This window comes from Pseudoxanthomonas spadix BD-a59, from assembly GCF_000233915.3.
Classification (GTDB): domain Bacteria; phylum Pseudomonadota; class Gammaproteobacteria; order Xanthomonadales; family Xanthomonadaceae; genus Pseudoxanthomonas_A; species Pseudoxanthomonas_A spadix.
In genome coordinates this window covers 1931799-1951658 of sequence record NC_016147.2, presented here as the reverse complement: position 1 = coordinate 1951658, position 19860 = coordinate 1931799, and the positions used below count along the sequence as shown (strand labels likewise).

The following is a 19860-nucleotide window of genomic DNA, read 5'->3' as shown; positions in this document are numbered from 1 at the left end:
CGTGCCCGATACCAGCGCCGCCACGGCGTTCCAGCTGTATCCGGCCATCGACGTGCGCGGTGGCCGGGTGGTGCGCCTGGCCCAGGGTGACTACGACCGCGAAACGACCTATGGCGATGACCCGCTCGCCGCGGCACAGGCCTATGCCGCGCAGGGCGCGCGCTGGCTGCATCTGGTCGATCTGGACGCGGCCCGCGCCGGCGGCTACACGCTGCTGCCGCTGCTGCAGCAGATCCGCGCCAGCACCGGCCTGCAGGTCCAGACCGGCGGCGGCGTGCGCAGCCATGGCGACGTGGCCGCGCTGCTGCAGGCGGGCGCCTCGCGGGTGGTGATCGGCTCGCTGTCGGTGCGTGCGCCGCTGCAGGTGCTGGGCTGGCTGGACGAGTTCGGCCCCGAGCGCATCACCGTGGCCCTGGATGCACGCCAGGACGCGGCCGGGGTGTGGCAGTTGCCGATCCACGGCTGGACCGAAGGCTCGGGCGTGCTGCTGGACGCGCTGGCGGTGCGCTATGCCCAGGCCGGCCTGGCGCACCTGCTGTGCACCGACATCGCCCGCGACGGCATGCTGACCGGGCCCAACTTCGCCCTGTATCGGCACCTGGTCGCGCTGCTGCCGCAGGTGCAGGTGCAGGCCTCCGGCGGCGTCCACGCGGTGACCGATGTCAGCCAGGCCAAGGCCGCCGGTTGCGGCGGCATCGTGCTGGGGCGGGCGCTGCTGGAAGGCCGATTCACCCTGGCGCAGGCCTTTGCGCAGGCGGGCGCATGTTGAGCCGTCGCATCGTGCCGTGCCTGGACGTGCGCGGCGGGCGCGTGGTCAAGGGCGTGAGGTTCCGCGACCACATCGACATGGGCGACATCGCCGAGCTGGCGCTGCGCTACCGCGATGCCGGGGCCGACGAGCTGGTGTTCTACGACATCGGCGCCAGCCCGGAGGGCCGCTCGGTCGACTATGCCTGGGTGGAAAAGGTCTCGCGCCTGCTCGACATCCCGTTCTGCGTGGCCGGTGGCATCCGCAGCGCGGCCACCGCGCGGGCGGTGCTGCATGCCGGCGCGGACAAGGTCTCGATCAACACTCCGGCGCTGGAGCGGCCGGCGTTGATCGGCGAGCTGGCCACCGCCTTCGGCGTGCAGTGCGTGGTGGTGGGCATCGACTCGGTGCGCGAGGCCGACGGCCAGTGGCGCGTGCGCAGCCATACCGGTGATCCGAGCAAGACCCGTGCGCAACCGCTGCGCACGCTGGACTGGATCGTGCAGGCGCAGGAGCTGGGCGCCGGCGAGATCGTGCTCAACTGCATGGACAGCGACGGCGTGCGTCGCGGCTACGACATCGAGCAGCTCAAGGCCGCGCGTGCGGTGTGCCACGTGCCGCTGGTGGCCTCCGGCGGGGCCGGCGCGCCAGAGCACTTCGTCGCCGCCTTCCAGCAGGCCGACGTGGACGCCGCGCTGGCGGCCAGCGTCTTCCACAGTGGCGCCATCGCCATCCCCGACCTCAAGCGCACGCTGGCCGCGGCCGGCATCCCGATGCGCCTGGCCGCCTGAGCGGCCGTGACTGGATCCGAATCATGAGCACGACCGACACGCTGGACTGGGCCAAGGGCGATGGATTGTTGCCGGCCGTGGTCCAGGACGCCGACACGCTGCGCGTGCTGATGCTGGGCTACATGAACGCCGAGGCGCTGCAGGTCACCCGCAGCACCGGCCATGTCACCTTCTTCAGCCGCAGCAAGCAGCGGCTGTGGACCAAGGGCGAGAGCTCCGGGCATTTCCTGGATTTGGTCGACGTGCAGATCGACTGCGATGCCGACACGCTGCTGGTGTTGGCGCGTCCGCACGGCGATACCTGCCACCTGCAGCGGCCCAGCTGTTTCGCCGCCGCGCCGGGCGTGGAGACGCCTGCATCGGGCGGTATCGCGTTCCTGGCCGAGCTGGACGCGCTGATCGCCCAGCGCCATGCGCAAAAGCCCGCCGGCAGCTACACGACCAGGTTGTTCGAAGGCGGCATCCGCCGTATCGCCCAGAAAGTGGGCGAGGAAGGCGTGGAAACCGCGCTGGCCGCGGTGGCGCAGGAGGATGCCGACCTGCTCGGCGAAAGCGCCGACCTGCTCTACCACCTGACCGTGCTGCTGCGCGCGCGCGGCCTGTCGCTGGCCGATGCGGTGGCCGTGCTGCAGCAGCGGCATGATCCGCGCTGAGGTGCTTGGCCGCCGCCGCTGAAGCGGCCTTGCACGAGTCATTCCCGGACCAGGTCGGCCAGGCGCAGCGCGGCGATCCGCTCGATCTGGCGCAGACATTCGGCGATCTCGGTCGGCGTGTCGCGCGCCAGCCGCTCGCGCAGGGAGGCGATGATGCTGGTACGGGTGTGGCCGCGCACGGCCAGGATGAAGGGGAAGCCGTGGCGCTGGCGGTAGCGGTGGTTCAAGTCCACCAGCTCGGCGTATTCGTCGGCGCTGCATTGATCCAGGCCGGCGCCGCGCTGTTCGCTGGCCGATGCGGCGGTGAGCCCACCGGCGATGGCGGCCCTGCCAGCCAGTTCGGGATGGGCGCGGATCAGGCCCAGCTGCGCCTCCAGGCCGGCCTCGCGCACCACCGCGCACATGGCCGCGTGCAGGGCATCGCGCGAGGGGTAAGGCCGCCTGTCCGCCGCGCCGGCCGGCACCCACGGCGAATGCTCGAAGATGCCTTGCAGCGCGCCGATGAAGGCATCGGCGGGCAGTGCGTTGAGCTCGGCCAGGGCGATCATGCCGCCGCTTCCACGAACGGGTGCCGCTGCCGCCAGTGGTTGGCGATATCGATCCGTCGGCACACCCACACCCGGTCGTGTCTTGCGATGTGGTCCAGGAACTTCTGCAGGCCCACGATGCGCCCGGGCCGACCGAGCAGCCGACAATGCATGCCGATCGAGAGCATCTTCGGCGCCTCCTCGCCTTCGGCATAGAGCGCATCGAAGCTGTCGCGCAGGTACTCGAACAAGTGCGTGGCCGTGTTGAAGCCCTGCGGCGTGGCAAAGCGCATGTCGTTGGCGTCCAGCGTGTAGGGCACCACCAGGTGCGGCTTGCGCTCGCCGCTGGAGGTTTCGACCCGGGTCCAGAACGGCAGGTCGTCGCCGTAGTAATCGGCGTCATAGGCAAAGCCGCCGTGTTCGACCACCAGCCGGCGGGTGTTGGGACTGTCGCGGCCGGTGTACCAGCCCAGCGGCGCGCTGCCGGTCAGGCGCGCATGCAGTTGCACCGCGCGCTCCAGGTGCGCGCGTTCCAGCGCCGGGTCCATGTCCTGGTAGTGGATCCAGCGCCAGCCGTGGCTGGCGATCTCGTGGCCCAGTTCGACGAACGCCGCGGTGGCTTCCGGATTGCGCTGCAGCGCCATGGCCACGCCGAACACGGTCAACGGCAGGCCGCGTCGCTCGAACTCGCGCAGGATCCGCCACACCCCCACCCGCGAGCCGTATTCGTAGATCGACTCCATGCTCATGTGCCGCGCCGGATAGCTGGCCGCGCCCACGATCTCGGACAGGAACTGCTCCGAACCGGCATCGCCATGCAGCACGTTGTTCTCGCCGCCCTCCTCGTAATTGAGCACGAACTGCACCGCGATCCTGGCCTTGCCCGGCCAGTCGGCGAACGGCGGGTGGCGGCCATGGCCGATCAGGTCGCGGGGATAGGCGTCATCGGGCATCGGGACGGGTCACGCAGGGCGGGGCGGGAAACCCACTTTAGGAACAACCGACCGCACATGGAAAGGCGCGCGGCTTGCGCGCAGTCTGGCGCGATCTGGGTCTGGTTGCACCGGCGTGGCCAGTCTGCAGCGGAACAGGTCGGCGTTGAGCAGGAAGGCGGTATCGGCGCCCGCCACGACCAATGGCACCGCCACCGCCCGGCACACATCAGCACGACGTGCTGAATGGCGAGCAGGAACCAGGACCGGCCGGCGGCACCGCATCGATCGGAGAAGGCGAGGGCAGTGCGCGGGACATCGGGCATGCTCAACGGGGACAAGCCAAGAACTGGGCCGGGGCTGGTGCGATGCACAATGCTGATGGCGAACGCCAAATTGGCTATCGCCCAGCGCTGGCTACGTGGGGGCCTGCGTGAATGTGCACTCTGACCCCCAGTTCCGGACCCCAGTTCCGGGTGCCTGCTGCGTGCGGCCGTTCCGGTCGGTGGACGCACCCTGCCTGTGCTGGATATGGTCTTCCCAGGCAAGCAGCAGGGATCGCCTGCGGCGGAGAAATGCTTTCTCAAGCGCCTGGCGGCCCTGATACCGGCGCATGCACGGCCGATCCTGGTCACCGACGCCGGCTTCCGCAGCCCCTGGTTCCGGGCAGTCTGCGCACAGGGTTGGGACTGGGTGGGGCGGTTGCGAGGAACCACGTTGGTCAAGCCTGTCGAAGTGGAAGATCACAACGATCAATGGGTTCCGTGCCGGGCCCTGCATCCGTCGGCCAGCGACAAGCCCCGGCTGCTTCCTGCGATGCACATCAATCGCAGTTGTCCGCTGGAGTGCTGCCTGGCGGTCTATCGCAAGCCGGCCAAGGGCCGCAAACACATCACCCGGCATGGCACCGTGGCGCGCAGCAAGCTCAGCCGGCAATGTGCCGCGCGGGAGCGCGAACCGTGGCTGATCGTGGCCTCGCCCGGTCTGTCGCACATGAGCGCACGGCAACTGGTCACGCTGTATGGCCGCAGGATGCAGATCGAATCGTCCTTCCGCGATCTGAAGTCGCATCACTACGGCCATGGCTTCGAGGACAGCTTGACCCGCAAGCGCCGTCGGCTGGATCTGCTGCTGCTGGTCAACGCCCTGGCCAGCTTCGCCCAGTGGCTGGCCGGGTTGGGCTGCGAGGCCACCGGGATCGACCAATGGCTGTATCCGGCCAAACGGCGGCGCAAGCTGTACTCGACCCTGCGCGTGGGCCGCGAAGCGCTGGCCCGAAGTTGGCCCATGGAGCCAGTCTGGAAGTGGCTGCAGCGGCTGCGAGAACTTCCGGAACACGTGCTTGATAAGATGGTCGCGCCGGCATGAAAACGTGGGGATACCTCAGTCTCTGACACCGTTTTTGGTCGACACCGTTTTTGGTCAGCGCGCCCCGCGCGCCACCGCCAGCAAGACACCGAAGCCGACCAGCAGCCCGCCGAAGGCACGGTCGATCCAATGGCGCACGGCCAGCAGCCGATCCCGTACGGCGCCGGCCGAGAAGCACAGCGCCACCAGGCCGAACCAGGCCATGTGCGCCACCGAGATGAACGCGCCGTAGCCGACCTGCACCGCCAGCGGCGTGTCGGGGCGCACCACCTGCATGAACAGGCTGACGATGAACACCGTGGTCTTGGGGTTCAGCGCATTGGTCAGGAAGCCGGTACGCAAGGCCGCCGCATCCGACAGTGGCGCCACGGCGCTGTTGGCCAGCGCGCCGCTGGGCTTGGCCCGCAGCATCTTCACGCCCAGATAGACCAGATAGACGGCACCGACCAGCTTGATGGTGTTGAACAGCCATAGCGACTGCTGGATCAGCAAGCCCACGCCCACGAGTGTGTAGGTGACATGCACCAGCACGCCAAGGCCGATGCCCAAGGCCGTCAGCACGCCGGCACGGCGCGAGAGCATCAGGCTGTTGCGCGTGACCATCGCAAAGTCCGGCCCAGGACTGATGACGGCCAGCAAGGTGATTGTGATGACAGCTATCAGTTCGGTCATGGCGTATCCTGTCGAAGAACAACGAATTAGCGAGATGGTACCGACAACATCTCCCGGTGAATAACGATGTTTTCTGACAGGAATGGTGAGCTGGAATCACCATCGAGCGAAGCGCGTCTGCCTTCTCTGCTGGCCCTGCGCTGCTTGGAGGCGGCGGCCCGGCTGGAGAATTTCAGCCGGGCCGCCGAGGAGCTGCACCTGACCCACGGCGCGGTCAGCCGCGCGGTGCGCCTGCTCGAAGACGAGCTGGGCGTGGCGCTGTTCGAGCGGCGCAGCCGGCGCGTGTTCCTGACCGATGCCGGCCGCACGCTGGCGCGGGCCGTGGGCAATGGGCTGGATCTGATGCGGCAGGCCGTCGCCGAGTTGCGCGCCAGCGTCCGCCAGGGGCGGCGCTGGGTGCTGTCGTGCGAGCCGACGCTGCTGATGCGCTGGCTGATCCCGCGCTGGCCGGGCTTCCAGGCCCGGCATCCGGGGATCGACGTTCACCTGGTCGCCGGTGGCGGGCCGTTCTCCTTCGCCAGCGGCATCGACCTGGCCATCCGCCGCGACGACTTCCCCTGGCCCGAGGGCTACCACGCCGAGCCCCTGTTCGCGGAACAGGTCGGCCCGGTCTGCCGCCCCGACAAGGTGACGGCCTGGTTCACCACGAAGAAGACCGGCGCGGCGCTCAAGGCCAGCGCACCGCGCCTGCACACGCGCACGCGGCCGGGCGCTTGGCCGGAATGGGCGGCGGCCGCAGGCCAGCCCGCACCCGATGCGAAGGGGTAGACCTTCGAGCACTTCTATTTCAGCTTGCAGGCGGCCGTAGCCGGCTTGGGCGTGGCGGTCGGCCCGTGGCATCTGGTGCGCGACGACTTGGACAGCGGCGTGCTGGCCGCGCCGCTGGGTTTCGTGGAGGACGGCTCGCGCTATTGCCTGTTGTCGCCACGGCCCTTGCAGCCCGATAGCCCGCAGGCCGATTTGCTGGCATGGCTGCGGGCTTTGGCATAGCCGAAATCGGGCGCAAACCTCAGGGGCAGAGTGCACTTTCCCTCTTCTCATCTCTTGGAGCCAATCGAAGTCCTTGGATTCCCGCCTTCGCGGGAATGACGAACAGATACCTCCGGGTCAGAGTGCACTTTCCCTTTTCTCATCTCAGATACCTCAGGGTCAGAGTGCACTTTCCCTTGTCTCATCTCTGGGAGCCAATCGAAGTCCCTGGATTTCCGCCTTCGCGGGAATGACGAACAAACAGGGCGCTTTTGCTTTCAGCCGCTGGGAGTCTTTCTGGCCCCGACCTTCCAGTGAGAAACGGTGTCTGAGAAACGGTGTCAGTGAGAAACGGTGTCAGAGACACTTTCGAATGAGAGTTACTCTGACGCGTTTTTCTGCATACACCATTAGCGGAGAAATCTGACATGGGAAAGGGTGGGTCGCCGATATGGCAGGGGAGCGGAGAGTGGGACTCTGGCGCTATGGTCGGACTTCCGCGCCCCGATCTTGCCGGCGTGCCGCAGCATGTGGTTCAGCGCGGCAACAACCGCATGCCCTGTTTCCTCGATGACGAGGATCGGCAACGCTACCTGCAATGTCTGCACCAGGGGTTGCTTCGCTATGGGTGCGAACTGCACGCCTATGTGCTGATGAGCAACCATGTCCATCTGCTGATGACGCCGTCGGCAGCGGGTGCGGTGTCGCGCATGATGCAAACGTTCGCACGGAACTATGCGGGCCTGTTCCATGGCCGGCATGGGCGTAGCGGGACGCTATGGGAGGGGCGACGCCGCATGCGGTCATGCTGGCGTTGGGCCACGACCCGGCAGATCGGGCGGCCGCCTACCGCGCACTGTTTGCCGAGGTGTTGATGGATGAGGTCGTGGCCGAAATACGAGCCTATCTATAACAGCAAAGGGCTTTGGGTACCGATCGTTTCCGGGCACAGGTGGAGGCCAAACTGAAGCGTTTCGCAGGCGTTCGGCAGCGCCTACGGGCGCGCCGGGCACCGGTTGTAGGAGGCCCGCCCTCGGGCCGATGGCTTGGTTCGCCGGGAAAGCCCGATCGCGGCGGGAACGCCGCTCCTACAGGCGTATTGGGTTGGATAGGTTCTTGAACGGGTGCTATTGTTGGTCCTGTCTACAGAGCCTTGAGGATACCGGTATGGGCACCAAGTTCTCCGAGGACGTGATTCCGCTGACCGACCTGAAGGTCAACCCCGGCCGCGTCGTCAAGCATGCGGCGGACGCGCACCGCCCTGTGCTGCTCACCAGCCGCGGGCGCGGCGTGGCCGTGGTGCAGTCGATGCGCGACTACGAGACGGCCGAAGAGGAACGCGCATTCATGCGGGCGGTCGTTGCCGGTCTCGCCGACCTCGAGGCGGGCCGGGAGCTGTCATTGGCGCAGGCCAAGGCGCGGCTCGGTTTGAAGTAGCGGCGTGGCCAAGGTTGCCGTCCGGCTCGCCGAATCCGCGCTGGTCGATCTAGAGTCGATACGGGCGTGGTACGCCGAACGGGGTGTGCCTGAAGTGGGCGAGCGCTTGCTCGGCGAAACCGTCACGCGCATCGAGGCACTCGCCGATCATCCGGACCTTGGGCGTATCGTCCCCGAGTTCGACCAGCCTTTTCTGCGCGAGCTGATCCGGCCACCGTTTCGCATCGTCTATCGGCGTGACCTGAAGCAGGTGCGCGTGGTTCGGGTCTGGCGCAGTGAGCGCCTGCTCGACGTGCCAGACGAAGACGCACCCTGAGCGTGGGCGATGCGATACCTCAGGGTCAGAGTGCACTTTCCCTCTTCCCATCTCTGGGAGCCAATCGAAGTCCCTGGATTCCCGCCTTCGCGGGAATGACGAAGAAATCGAAGTTCCTGGATTCCCGCCTTCGCGGGAATGACGAACAAAGCGGGCGCTTTTGCTTTCAGCCGCTGTGAGTCTTTCTGGTGCTTTCAGCCGCTGTGAGTCTTTCTGGCCGCGACCTTCTTCCCCGACTTCCCCACCAGCCGCTCCGGCAATTCCTGCAGCGCAGCCACCATCCTCGCCAGCACCAGCTGGGCGGCGCGGCTGGGCTGGCGGCGCGGGGCGGTGCACACGGCCAGCTGCAGGGGGCGCGCCTGCCAGCCGTGCAGGGGGACGAAGGCCAGGGTGCCCTGTTCGACATCGTGGGCCACGTCCACCAGGCTCAGCACGCCCACGCCGCCGCCGGCGCGGATCAGCGAGCGGATCAGGCGGGTGTCGTTGCAGGTGGTGACCCGGCGCGGGTCCACGCCGTGGCGCAGGTACAGGCTGCGGGTGCGCTCCTCGATCACCAGCGGCGCGGCCGGCACCAGCAGGCGTTCGTCCAGCAGCCGGCTCATGGCCAGGGTCTTCTCGCCGGCCAGGGCGTGAGCGGGCGGCAGGACCGCGCCCACCGGCACCTCGATGGCCGCGCGCACTTCCAGGTTGCCGTGCTCGACCGGGTCCAGCAGCAGGCCGAAGTCGACTTCGGCCGCGGCCACCAGCTCGCTGGCGATGCGGTTCTTGACCACGCGCAGGTCGAAGGAGAAGCCGGGATATTCGCAGGTCAGCTCGGCCAGCAGCTGCGGCACGAAGCCTTCGCTCAGGGCATCGATCAGGGCGATGCTGACGTGGCCGCGGCGCAGCCCGCGCAGGTCGCCCACGCGCTCCAGCGTGCGGGCGTGTTCCTTGCGCCAGCGGGTGAGATCGTCCAGCAGCAGCTCGCCGGCGGTGGTGAGCTTCATGCCGGTGGGCAGGCGTTCGAACAACTCGGTTTCCAGCTGCTGCTCGGCGCCCTGGATCTGCCGGTGGATCGCCGAAGCCGAGACGTGCAGCACCTCGGCGGCCTTGCGCAGGTTGCCCTGGGCGGCGACCTCGATGAAGTAGCTGGCGAAACGGGAGAAGGGCAGCATGGCCTGGCCTGTTCTGTTTTTTGCAACGGGGAGCTGCAAAATCTCTTATAGACTGCAACACGGGCGGGCAGCAAGGTGGACGCGTTCCTCCGGTTCGCCATGGCCACGCTCCCGTGGGTCCATGGTCCCGGCGCCATCAGGTCGCCTGCCCCGCATGTCCGCCACTGCCGCCGCTCACCCCGCAAATCCGTACAGCGCGCTGCCGCCCAACTGCACCTTCACCGAACCGGACTGGCAGCTGCTGGCGCGCCAGTGGTTCCCGGTGGCCAATGCCGCCGAGGTCACCGGCGCCCCGCACCAGGCCATGCTGCTGGACGAGCCCCTGGTGCTGTATCGGGTGGCGGGCGAAGTGGTGGTGGCGCGCGATGTCTGCCCGCACCGCGGCGTGCCGTTGAGCATGGGCCGCCACGATGACCAGGGCGTGGTGTGTCCATACCACGGCCTGCGCTTTGGCAGCGGCGGGCGCTGCAACCGGGTGCCGTCCAGCCCGGACAGGCCGATCCCGGCCAAGCTGCACCTGACAACCTATCCGGCGGTGGAGCGCTACGGCCTGGTCTGGACCTGCCTGGCGCCCGATCCGCAGTCGCCGGCGCCGCTGCCGGTGATGCCGCACTGGGACGATGCCGGCTTCCAGCAGATCAACTGCCCGGCCTTCGACATCAACGGCTTTGCCGGGCGCCAGATGGAAGGCTTCCTGGACGTGGCGCATTTTGCCTGGATCCACACCGGCACCTTCGCCGACCCGGACAACCAGCGGGTGCCGGACTACACGACGGTGGAAACCGAACACGGCTTCCGCGCCGACTACATCAGCAGCGTCAGCAACTACGGCGAGGGTTTTCGCCACCTGGCGCCGGCAGACTTTGCCTGGCTGCGCAGGTTCGAGACCCACCTGCCGTTCACCGCCTCGCTGACCATCCATTTCCCGGGCCAGGACCGGCTGGTGATCTTCAATTGCGCCAGCCCGATGTCGGCGCGCAAGACCCGGCTGTTCGTGCCGATCGCACGCAACTTCAACCTGGCCCAGCCGGTGGAGGAGGTGCACGCCTTCAACCTGCGGGTGTTCGAGGAGGACCGGGCCATGGTCGAGATGCAGAAGCCCGAGCGCCTGCCGCTGGACATGGCGCTGGAGGCGCACATTCCCGCCGACCGCAGTTCCATCGCCTATCGCCGCGGCCTGAAGAAAATGGGCTTTGGCGCGTTCTTCCTGGCCTGATCGCCATGGCCCTGCTGCCGGTGATCGTGGATGCGATGAGCCGCCAGGGCGCGGGCAACATGGCCCTGGAGCTGGTCTCGGCCGATGGCGCGCCGTTGCCCGCGTTCGAGGCCGGGGCGCATGTGGACCTGCACCTGCCCGGCGGGCTGGTGCGCCAATATTCGATCGCCAGTACCCCGGCCGACCTGTCGCGCTACGTGCTGTGCGTGCGGCGCCAAGCGGCCTCGCGCGGCGGCTCGGCCTGCGTGCACGAACGCCTGCGCGTGGGCGATACGCTGACCATCTCCGCGCCGCGCAACCTGTTCGCGCTGCAACCGGGCGCGCACCACGTGCTGGTCGCCGGCGGCATCGGGGTCACCCCGCTGCTGGCCATGGCCCAGCAGCTGCACGCACGGGGCGCGTCCTTCGAGCTGCATTACTACACCCGCAGCCGCAGCGAAGTGGCCTTCGAACGCCTGCTGCAGGAACGGCTCGGCCCGCAGCATGTGCAGGTGCATTGTGGCGATGAGGGCCGCCACGCGCGCCAGCACCTGCCCGCGGCGCTGCAGGCCGGCGAGGCGGACCATCAGCTCTACCTGTGCGGCCCGGCCGCCTTCATGGAACACATCGCCGCCGCGGCGCGCGCGCGCGGCTGGGCGGCCGAGCGCATCCACAGCGAGGCCTTTGCGCCGCCGGCGGCCATCGTGCAGGGCGACGGTGACGACACCGGTTTCGAGGTCGAACTGGCATCGTCCGGCCAGGTCTTCGCCATCCCCCCGGGCCGGACCATCGCCGCGGTGCTGCAGGAAGCCGGCGTGAGCTTGAGCCTGTCGTGCGAGATGGGCATGTGCGGCGCCTGCCTGACCGATGTGGTCGATGGCATCCCCGACCACCGCGACAGCGTGCAGAGCGCGCAGGAAAAACGCAGCAACCGGCAGATGACCCTGTGCTGCTCGCGCAGCCACAGCCCGCGGCTGGTCCTGGCGCTGTGAGCGTGGCTGGCGCACATTGGGGTCTGCGCCGCGCGCCGGCTGCGGGCATGATGCAGCTCACGGCATCCAAGCGGCGCACTTTTTGCCCCCTGCCTTTTGCGCAGCAAAGGGGAGGGCCGGGGTGGGGTCGCTCTTGCTCTGGCTGCACGGCGCAAGCAAAAGCAACCCCTCCCCAGCCCTCCCCTGCTGCGCAGGGGAGGGGGCCAGAATGTTCCCCAGCCCTACACGTTGCAGGGGAGGGGGCCCGAATGCTCTTTAGCCTTCCCCTGCTGCGCAGGGCTGGGACCAAGCCTGCACTGACCCGACCGGATCTTGTTTTCGCATGAGCCTTGCATCAGCCGCCGCCGCTGACCTCGATCCGCGCCACCGTCCGGGCGTGGTCCAGAACCTGGCGCTGCTGGCCGAATACACCAGCGCGCTGGCAGGCTTCGCGCCCGAGCTGCCCGCGACCCATGAAACCGACGCCGCCACGCCCGCCAATACGGTCGGCGGCGAGCACGCGGCGCTGATCGAACAGCTGCACGCGCGCAATCCCGCGCTGATGGCCTTCACCCGCATCTTCGCGGTGGACCCCAGCGGGCAGGGTGTTCGCACGCCGGCCGAGGGCGCGCTGGCCGGGGTGCCGTTCGCGGTCAAGGATCTGTTCGACGTGCAGGGCCTGCCGACCACGGCCGGCGCGGCCATGCGCGTGGACGCTGCCCCTGCCGCGCGCGATGCCGAAGTGGTGCGCCGGCTCAAGGCCGCCGGCGCGGTGCTGGTGGGCACGACCAACATGGACGAATTCGCCTACGGCTTTGCCACGGTCAACGCGCACTTTGGCACGACCCGCAACCCGCACGATCCGGCGCGCCTGGCCGGCGGCTCGTCCGGCGGCTCGGCGGCGGCGGTCGCCGCAGGCCTGGTGCAGTTCGCGCTGGGCTCGGACACCAACGGGTCGATCCGCGTGCCGGCGGCGCTGTGCGGGATCTATGGCCTGCGCAGCACGCATGGGCAGGTGCCGCTGCAAGGGGTGTTTCCGTTCGTCCAGGCCCTGGATGTGGCCGGCCCGTTTGCGCGGTCGCTGGACCTGCTGCAGACCGTGCATGAAGTGATGGCGGACACCGCCCTGGCGAAGATCGATGTGGCCGGCCTGCGGATCGCGCGCCTGGGCGGCTGGTTCGCGCGCAATCTCGATCCGGACCTGCGCGCCGGGCTGGATGGCATCAGCGCCGCGCTGGAGATTTCCGGCCCGGTGGAGCTGCCGCAGGCCGAGCAGTCGCGCCGGGCCGCGTTCGTGATGACCGCGATGGAAGGTGGTTTCTTGCACCGCCAGGCGCTGCGCACCAACCCCGATGGCTTCGATCCCGCGGTGCGCGACCGCCTGCTGGCCGGGCTGTTGCAGCCGGCCGAACACTGGCTGCAGGTGCAGCGCTTCGCCGAATGGTTCGGCCAGGCGATGGCGCGGCTGTGGCAGCACTTGGATGTGCTGATCGCACCGGCGGTGCCGTGCGTGGCCCCGCGCATCGACCAGGCGAGCATCGAGGTCGATGGCCAGCAGGTCTCCGCGCGCGCCAACCTGGGCATGTTCACCCAGCCGCTGGGCCTGGCCGGCTGCCCGGTGCTGGCGGTGCCGCTGCATCGCCCGGGACGGCTGCCGCTGGGCGTGCAGCTGGTGGCTGCGCCGGGGCGCGAGGATCGCCTGTTTGCGCTGGCCCGGCAGCTGGAGGCCATCGGCCTGACCGGGGTCAGCGCACCGCCGGTCGAGGGCCAGGCCTGATGCTGCACACCTTGCGCGCGCGCCGCGGCATGACGGTGGCCCCGCACCACCTGGCAGCGCACGCCGGGCGCGATGTGCTGCGCGAGGGCGGCAGCGCGGTCGAAGCCTGCGTGGCCATGGCCGCGACCCTGGCGGTGGTGTATCCGCACATGACCGGGATCGGTGGCGACGGCTTCTGGCTGGTGCGCGAAGCCGACGGCCGGGTGCATGCCATCGATGCCTGCGGGCGCAGCGCCCAGGCGGCGACGCTGGCCTTCTACGCGGGCCAGACCCGGATCCCCTGGCGCGGTCCGGGCGCGGCCAACACGGTGGCCGGTACGGTCTCCGGCTGGGCGCTGGCGCTGGCGCTGGCCGGCGAAGGCAACCGCCTGCCGCTGGCGCGGCTGCTGGAGGAGGCGATCGCGCACGCCCGCGCCGGGGTGCCGGTGACCGCTGGCGGCGCCCAGGTCGCCGCGGCCAAGGGCGCCGAGCTGCGCGCGCAGCCCGGTGCCTACGCGGCCACGTTCGAACCGGATGGCCGTGCGCTGCGCGAGGGCGAGCTGCTGCGCCAGCCGCGGCTGGCCGACACGCTGGCGCAGCTGGCCCGCGCCGGCCTGGACGATTTCTACCGCGGCGCGCTGGCCCGGACCATCGCCGCCGACCTGGCCGCGCTGGGCAGTCCGCTGGCGCTGGCCGACCTGCAGGCCCACCGCGCGCAGGCCAGCACCCCGCTGCACGTGCGCCTGGAGCAGGCCACGCTGTACAACCACGCGCCGCCGACCCAGGGCCTGGCCTCGCTGCTGATCCTGGCGCTGTTCGAGCGCCTGCAGGTGCAGCAGGGTGAGGGCTTCGCGCACGTGCATGGCCTGGTCGAGGCGACCAAGCAGGCGTTCCTGATCCGCGATGCGCATGTCGGCGACCCGGCCTGGATGTCGCTCGATCCGCAGGCGCTGCTGGACGATGCCGCCGCCCTGGACGGCCTGGCCGCGCGCATCGACCCGGCCCGCGCCCTGCCGTGGCCCCAGCCCGCGCAGGCCGGCGACACCACCTGGTTCGGCGCGATCGATGGGCGCGGCCAGGCGGTGAGCTGCATCCAGTCCACGTATTTCGAATTCGGCTCCGGGCTGGTGCTGCCGGCGACCGGGATCACCTGGCAGAACCGCGGCTGCAGCTTCGGCCTGGCCGCCGATGGCTGGAATGCGCTCAAGCCTGGGCGCAAGCCGTTCCACACGCTCAACCCGGCGCTGGCGGTGTTCGACGATGGCCGGGTGATGAGCTACGGCACCATGGGCGGCGAAGGCCAGCCGCAGACCCAGGCGGCGATCTTCAGCCGCTATGCGCGCTTCGGCATGCCGCTGCAGCAGGCGGTGAGCGCGCCGCGCTGGCTGCTGGGCCGCACCTGGGGCGAGGACAGCACCTCGCTGAAGCTGGAGGACCGCTTCGCGCCCGAGCTCATCCAGGCGCTGCGCGCTGCCGGCCATGTGGTCGAACTGCTGCCGGCCCATACCTCGGTGATGGGCCACGCCGGCGCCCTGGTGCGCGAAGCCGATGGCACCCTCAGCGGCGCCAGCGATCCACGCAGCGACGGGGTGGTGGCCGGATGGTAGATCTGCAGGCCGCAGGGCAACGCGCCATCGCCCGCTGCGATGCGCTGGGCGTGGCGCCGTACAGCGACTCGCACACCGGCCTGTATCGCGCCTGGCTCACGCCCGCCCACCGTGCCGCGCAGGACAAGGTGGCCCAGTGGATGGGCCAGGCCGGCATGGCCACGCGCATCGATGCGGCCAGCAACCTGGTCGGCCGTTACCAAGGCAACATGCCGGACGCCCCGGCGCTGCTGATCGGCAGCCACCTGGACAGCGTGCGCGACGCCGGCCGCTACGACGGCCCGCTCGGGATCATGCTGGGCATCGAATGCGTGGCCGCGCTGCAGGCGTCGGGGACGCGGCTGCCGTTTGCCATCGAGGTGATCGCCTTCGGCGACGAGGAGGGCTCGCGCTTTCCCGCTTCGATGTTCACCAGTCGCGCGATGGCCGGCACGCTGTCGGCCGAGGCGCTGGACGGGATCGTCGATGCGGCCGGCGTGTCGGTGGCCGAGGCCTTGCGTGGCTGGCAGCTCGACCCGGCCCGGATCGCCGAGGCTGCGCGCAGGCCCGAACAGGTCATCGGCTATCTCGAAGCCCATATCGAACAGGGCCCGGTGCTGGAAGCCGAGGGCCTGGCGCTGGGCGTGGTCACCGGCATCGCCGCGCAGCTGCGCTTTGAGGTCACCGTGACCGGACGCGCCGGCCATGCCGGCACCTCGCCGATGCCGCTGCGCGCCGATGCGCTGGCGGCGGCGGCCGAATGCGTGCTGGCGGTCGAAGCCATCGCGCGTGCCGACGACAGCGACCTGGTCGCCACCGTCGGCCGGCTGCAGGTGCTGCCCGGCGCGACCAATGTCGTGCCCGGGCAGGTGCCGTTCTCGCTGGACGTGCGCGCCGGCGACGACGCCACCCGCGATGCGGGGGCGGCGCAGATCCTGGGCCGGTTCCAGGCCATCGCCGCCGCGCGCGGGGTGCAGGTCCAGGCCATCCAGGTGCAGGACCTGCCCGCCAGCCCGTGCGATGTGCACTTCATCGCGCTGCTGGAACAGGCGGTGGCCGCGCAGGACATCGCCCCGTACCGGCTGGTGTCCGGGGCCGGGCACGATGCGATGGTGATGCGTGCGCTGTGCCCGACCGCCATGCTGTTCGTCCGCTGCGACGGCGGCATCTCGCACAACCCGGCCGAGCGCGCGCACGCGGCCGACGCCGGCGTGGCCGTGGCGGCGATGCTGGATTTCATCGAACGATTGGGAGCAACCCGTGGCACCTGAAGTCTTTGCCGAGATCGATCCGCCGCAGCGCCTGCTGATGGGCCCGGGCCCGGTCAATGCCCATCCGCGCGTGCTGCGCGCCATGTCCGCCGACCTGCTGGGCCAGTTCGATCCGGAGATGACCGCGTACATGAACGAGGTCATGGCGCTGTATCGGCCGATCTTCGGCACGCAGAATCAACAGACCTTCCTGGTCGATGGCACCGCCCGGGCCGGGATCGAGGCGGCGCTGGTATCGCTGGTGGCGCCGGGACAGACGGTGCTGGTGGTGGACTTCGGCCGCTTCGGCCTGCTGCTGGGCGAGATCCTGGCGCGGATCGGGGCCAGGATCGAAACCGTCAGCGCGCCCTGGGGCCAGGTCGTCGAACTGGATGCCATCGAGGACGCCCTCAAGCGGGTGCGGCCCTCGCTGGTGGCCACCATCCACGGCGACACCTCCACCACCATGGCCCAGCCGCTGGAAGGCTTCGGCGCGCTGTGCCGCAAGTACGGCGCGCTGTCCTACGTGGACGCCACCGCGACCATCGGCGGCATGGAACTGGCTGCCGACCGCTGGGCCGTGGACGTGGTCAGCGGCGGCCTGCAGAAATGCCTGGGCGGGCCGTCCGGTTCGGCGCCGATCACCCTGTCCGAGGCGGCGGCCGAACGCATCTTCGCGCGCCGGCACGTGGAGCGCGGCATCGTGCGCGATGACCTGGACGATGGTGAAGGCCCGCGCATCGGCTCCAACTATTTCGACCTGGCCATGGTCATGGACTACTGGTCGGACAAGCGCCTGAACCACCACACCGAGGCCACCACCATGCTCTACGGCGCCCGCGAGTGCGCGCGCATCGTGTTGCAGGAAGGCCTGGAAAACCGCTGTGCGCGCCATCGCGCCGCTGGCCGCGCGGTCACCGCCGGCGCGCGTGCGCTGGGGCTGGAGGTGTTCGGCGATCACCGCCATCGCATGAGCAACGTCACCGGCCTCGTGATCCCGGCCGGCGTCGATGGCGAAGCGGTGCGCCGGCGCATGCGCGAGGATTTCCAGATCGAGATCGGCAGCGCGTTCGGCCCGCTGCAGGGCCGGCTCTGGCGGATTGGCGCGATGGGCTACAACGCGGCCAAGCACAAGGTCCTGATCACCCTGGGCGCGCTGGAAACGGTCCTGCGCGCCGAAGGCTTCGCTGCGCCGGCCGGCGTGGCGGTGGAAGCGGCGCTGGCGGCATGGAACGCGGAACTGTCCGCATGAGCGCAGGCCAGGGCATGGCGCTCAACGACCCGGCGGTGGTGGCCCAGGTGCGCGCGGCGTTCGACGCCTACGAACGGGCGCTGATGGCCGATGATCTCGCCGCGCTGGATGCGCTGTTCCATGCCGCGCCGAGCACCGTGCGCTACGGCGTGGGCGAGGTGCTGTACGGGATCGAGGCGATCCGCGCGTTCCGCATCGGCCGTGGTGGCTCGCCGCAGCGCACCCTGGCGCGGGTGGAGATCGCCACCTTCGGGCGCGATTTCGCCACCGCCAACGCCGAATTCTTCCGCGAAGGCAGCACCGGCCGCGGCCGCCAGAGCCAGAGCTGGGTGCGCTTTGCCGATGGCTGGAAGGTGGTTGCCGCGCACATCTCGCTGGAGGGCCGCCACGCATGAGCCTGGCCGATCTGCAGGCGCGGCTGGCCCACGACCTGGCCTGCCTGGACCATGGCAGGCCGGACTGGACCCGGCCGCGCACGCACGGCGACGGTCACGTCTTTGATGTGGTGATCGTCGGCGGCGGCCAGAGCGGGCTCGGCGCGGCCTTCGCCCTGATGCGCGAGCGGGTGTCCAACCTGCTGGTGATCGACGAGAACCCGCAAGGGCGCGAAGGCCCGTGGCTCAGCTACGCGCGCATGCTCACCCTGCGCACGCCCAAGCACCTGACCTCGATCGATCTGGGGCTGCCATCGCTGACCTTCCGCGCCTGGTGGGAAGCCCAGCACGGCGTGCAGGGCTGGCAGGCGCTGGACAAGATCCCGCGCCAGGACTGGATGGCCTACCTGTGCTGGTACCGGCGCGTGCTGGCCCTGCCGGTGCGCAACGACACCAGCCTGGAACGGCTCGAACCGCTGCCCGAGATTGGCCTGCACCGCCTGCACCTGCAGGACGGCCAGACGCTGCTGGCGCGCAAGGTGGTCCTGGCCACCGGCATCCAGGGCGGCGGCCAATGGGTGGTGCCGAAGCTGGTCGCCGAGCGGCTGCCGCCATCGCTGTACGCGCACACCTCCGGGCCGCTGGACTACGACGCCCTGGCCGGCAAGCGCATCGGCATCCTCGGCGCCGGTGCCTCCGCGTTCGACAACGCCCAGTACGCGCTGCAGCGCGGGGTGGCCCAGGCGCATGTGTTCGTGCGCCGTGCACAGCTGCCGCGGGTCAACCCGATCCGGCACATGGAGCAGGCCGGGATCATCGCGCGCTTTGCCGCGCTGCCCGACGCGGACAAGTACGCGCTGATGGCGAGTTTCTTCGCCCGCAACCAACCGCCGACCAACGACACCTTCGCCCGCGCCGCGGCCATGCCCGGCTTTCACCTGCACCTGGGCGCGCCGTGGCTGGACCTGGGGCAGCGCGATGGCCGCGCGGTGGTGACCACGCCGCAGGGCGAGCATGAGTTCGACTTCCTGGCCATCGCCACCGGCCTTGTGACCGATCCGGACCTGCGCCCGGAGCTGGCCGCCATCGCGCCGGCCATCGCCCGCTGGCGCGACCGCTACAGCGCACCGGCGGAGATCGCCAACCCGCTGCTGGACGCGCATCCCTACCTGGGCCCGGGCTTCGAACTGCAGCCGCGCACGCCGGCAGATGCCGCCGCGCTGCACGGGCTGTTTGCCTTCAACTACTCGGCCCTGATCAACCTGGGGCTGTCGGCCGCGGCGTTGTCCGGCCTCAAATACGCGCTGCCGCGCCTGGCCCAGGCGGTGGCCAACCAGTTGTTCGTCGATGACCGCCAGGCCGCGCTGGATGACTTTCTGGCCTTCGACGAGGAGGAATTCACCGGCCAGTGGCCGCTGCAGGGGTCGGCGGCATGACCACCCTTTCCACCCACGTGCTCGACACCAGCCGCGGTGGCCCGGCCGCGGGCGTGGCGGTGCGCCTGTCCGACGCGGCCGGCAGCGTCCTGTGGCAGGGGCAGACCGATGCCGACGGGCGCTGCCCGGGGCTGAAGACCCTGGCCCTGCAGGCAGGCCGCTACCGGCTGGTGTTCGCGGTGGCCGACTATTTCCGCGCAACCGGCGTGGAACTGCCCGAGCCGCCGTTCCTGGACCAGATCCCGCTGGAGTTCGGGCTCACCGCCCAGGGCCATTACCACGTGCCCTTGCTGGTGTCGCCGTTCGGCTATTCGACCTATCGCGGCAGCTGAGGCTCGCGCAGGTTCAGAGGCTGAGAAAAATTCGACCGCCGTAGCGAGAGCGCCGCCAAGCGTTCGTGACAAGGTGCGTTGGGGGCAAATCCGGGGAGTTTGGTGAGCCAAATGACCCGGATTTGCCCGCAGCGCGCCGCC

General features: G+C 69.7%; 19 protein-coding genes and 2 pseudogenes. 17 read left to right on the top strand and 4 right to left on the bottom strand.

All coding sequences use genetic code 11. The annotated features are described in order from the left end of the window. The first annotated feature begins 1 nt into the window (after position 1). The 3 genes from hisA to hisIE are packed head-to-tail and all read left to right on the top strand — an operon-like array spanning position 2 to position 2192. A complete protein-coding gene (gene hisA / locus DSC_RS08765; RefSeq protein ID WP_043291162.1) occupies positions 2 to 769 on the top strand; it encodes a 1-(5-phosphoribosyl)-5-[(5-phosphoribosylamino)methylideneamino]imidazole-4-carboxamide isomerase in 768 nt (255 codons plus the stop codon). Continuing rightward, complete coding sequence (gene hisF / locus DSC_RS08760; protein ID WP_014160805.1) at positions 763 to 1539, top strand: imidazole glycerol phosphate synthase subunit HisF; 777 nt, start codon at positions 763 to 765, stop codon at positions 1537 to 1539. Before hisA ends, hisF begins: the two co-directional genes overlap by 7 nt. Before the next feature lie 23 nt (positions 1540 to 1562). Continuing rightward, the gene (hisIE, locus tag DSC_RS08755; protein WP_014160804.1) at positions 1563 to 2192 is read left to right on the top strand and encodes a bifunctional phosphoribosyl-AMP cyclohydrolase/phosphoribosyl-ATP diphosphatase HisIE; all 630 of its coding nucleotides are present in this window, start codon (positions 1563 to 1565) and stop codon (positions 2190 to 2192) included. 38 nt (positions 2193 to 2230) lie between these two features. On the opposite strand, the gene uraD is transcribed toward hisIE, so the two are convergent. Continuing rightward, positions 2231 to 2740 (bottom strand): 2-oxo-4-hydroxy-4-carboxy-5-ureidoimidazoline decarboxylase, encoded by a 510-nt coding sequence (uraD, locus tag DSC_RS08750; RefSeq protein ID WP_014160803.1) that lies wholly within the window; start codon positions 2738 to 2740, stop codon positions 2231 to 2233. Further along, positions 2737 to 3672 carry an allantoinase PuuE gene (gene puuE, locus DSC_RS08745; RefSeq protein WP_014160802.1) on the bottom strand — a complete coding sequence of 312 codons (936 nt, stop codon included), beginning with the start codon at positions 3670 to 3672 and terminating at the stop codon, positions 2737 to 2739. The genes uraD and puuE overlap by 4 nt, the downstream gene beginning before the upstream one ends. Before the next feature lie 438 nt (positions 3673 to 4110). On the opposite strand from puuE, the pseudogene DSC_RS08740 reads away from it, so the two are divergent. Continuing rightward, positions 4111 to 5019, top strand: a pseudogene (locus DSC_RS08740) (IS4 family transposase); the annotation flags it as partial. Positions 5020 to 5073: 54 nt separating this feature from the next. Here DSC_RS08740 and DSC_RS08735 read toward each other — a convergent pair. Continuing rightward, on the bottom strand, positions 5074 to 5691 hold the full coding sequence (locus tag DSC_RS08735) for a LysE family transporter (RefSeq protein ID WP_014160800.1): 618 nt from the start codon (positions 5689 to 5691) through the stop codon (positions 5074 to 5076). A gap of 66 nt (positions 5692 to 5757) precedes the next feature. Here DSC_RS08735 and DSC_RS08730 point away from each other — a divergent pair. From DSC_RS08730 to DSC_RS08715, 4 genes and pseudogenes are all read left to right on the top strand, one after another. After that, positions 5758 to 6681: pseudogene (locus DSC_RS08730) on the top strand (LysR family transcriptional regulator). A gap of 407 nt (positions 6682 to 7088) precedes the next feature. Further along, the gene (locus DSC_RS16085) at positions 7089 to 7535 is read left to right on the top strand and encodes a transposase (RefSeq protein WP_337998569.1); all 447 of its coding nucleotides are present in this window, start codon (positions 7089 to 7091) and stop codon (positions 7533 to 7535) included. Positions 7536 to 7827: 292 nt separating this feature from the next. Beyond that, positions 7828 to 8097: a type II toxin-antitoxin system Phd/YefM family antitoxin gene (locus DSC_RS08720; RefSeq protein ID WP_014160797.1), complete on the top strand. Its 270-nt coding sequence runs from the start codon at positions 7828 to 7830 to the stop codon at positions 8095 to 8097. A 4-nt stretch (positions 8098 to 8101) separates the two neighbouring features. Further along, positions 8102 to 8413: a type II toxin-antitoxin system RelE/ParE family toxin gene (locus DSC_RS08715; protein WP_014160796.1), complete on the top strand. Its 312-nt coding sequence runs from the start codon at positions 8102 to 8104 to the stop codon at positions 8411 to 8413. A gap of 194 nt (positions 8414 to 8607) precedes the next feature. Here the strand turns inward: DSC_RS08715 and DSC_RS08710 are convergent, their stop codons facing one another. Continuing rightward, entirely contained in the window at positions 8608 to 9567 is a 960-nt protein-coding gene (locus DSC_RS08710) for a LysR family transcriptional regulator (RefSeq protein ID WP_014160795.1), read from the bottom strand. Positions 9568 to 9721: 154 nt separating this feature from the next. Here DSC_RS08710 and DSC_RS08705 point away from each other — a divergent pair, with 154 nt between their 5' ends. The 9 genes from DSC_RS08705 to uraH all read left to right on the top strand — a co-directional run bounded on the left by DSC_RS08705 (position 9722) and on the right by uraH (position 19719). Beyond that, positions 9722 to 10783: an aromatic ring-hydroxylating oxygenase subunit alpha gene (locus DSC_RS08705; protein WP_014160794.1), complete on the top strand. Its 1062-nt coding sequence runs from the start codon at positions 9722 to 9724 to the stop codon at positions 10781 to 10783. Positions 10784 to 10788: 5 nt separating this feature from the next. Beyond that, positions 10789 to 11754 (top strand): PDR/VanB family oxidoreductase, encoded by a 966-nt coding sequence (locus tag DSC_RS08700; protein ID WP_014160793.1) that lies wholly within the window; start codon positions 10789 to 10791, stop codon positions 11752 to 11754. Positions 11755 to 12076: 322 nt separating this feature from the next. Next, positions 12077 to 13510, top strand: coding sequence for an AtzE family amidohydrolase (locus DSC_RS08695; RefSeq protein WP_014160792.1), 1434 nt, complete (start codon positions 12077 to 12079; stop codon positions 13508 to 13510). Further along, positions 13510 to 15096: a gamma-glutamyltransferase family protein gene (locus tag DSC_RS08690; protein ID WP_014160791.1), complete on the top strand. Its 1587-nt coding sequence runs from the start codon at positions 13510 to 13512 to the stop codon at positions 15094 to 15096. Before DSC_RS08695 ends, DSC_RS08690 begins: the two co-directional genes overlap by 1 nt. A gap of 26 nt (positions 15097 to 15122) precedes the next feature. Continuing rightward, positions 15123 to 16346: an allantoate amidohydrolase gene (locus tag DSC_RS08685; protein ID WP_238527722.1), complete on the top strand. Its 1224-nt coding sequence runs from the start codon at positions 15123 to 15125 to the stop codon at positions 16344 to 16346. A 37-nt stretch (positions 16347 to 16383) separates the two neighbouring features. Further along, positions 16384 to 17577 carry a pyridoxal-phosphate-dependent aminotransferase family protein gene (locus tag DSC_RS08680; protein ID WP_425476618.1) on the top strand — a complete coding sequence of 398 codons (1194 nt, stop codon included), beginning with the start codon at positions 16384 to 16386 and terminating at the stop codon, positions 17575 to 17577. A 14-nt stretch (positions 17578 to 17591) separates the two neighbouring features. After that, positions 17592 to 17972, top strand: coding sequence for an oxalurate catabolism protein HpxZ (gene hpxZ, locus DSC_RS08675; protein ID WP_122227654.1), 381 nt, complete (start codon positions 17592 to 17594; stop codon positions 17970 to 17972). Continuing rightward, the gene (locus DSC_RS08670; protein ID WP_014160787.1) at positions 17969 to 19387 is read left to right on the top strand and encodes an FAD/NAD(P)-binding protein; all 1419 of its coding nucleotides are present in this window, start codon (positions 17969 to 17971) and stop codon (positions 19385 to 19387) included. The genes hpxZ and DSC_RS08670 overlap by 4 nt, the downstream gene beginning before the upstream one ends. Beyond that, entirely contained in the window at positions 19384 to 19719 is a 336-nt protein-coding gene (uraH, locus tag DSC_RS08665) for a hydroxyisourate hydrolase (protein ID WP_014160786.1), read from the top strand. The genes DSC_RS08670 and uraH overlap by 4 nt, the downstream gene beginning before the upstream one ends. The last annotated feature ends 141 nt before the right edge of the window (positions 19720 to 19860 follow it).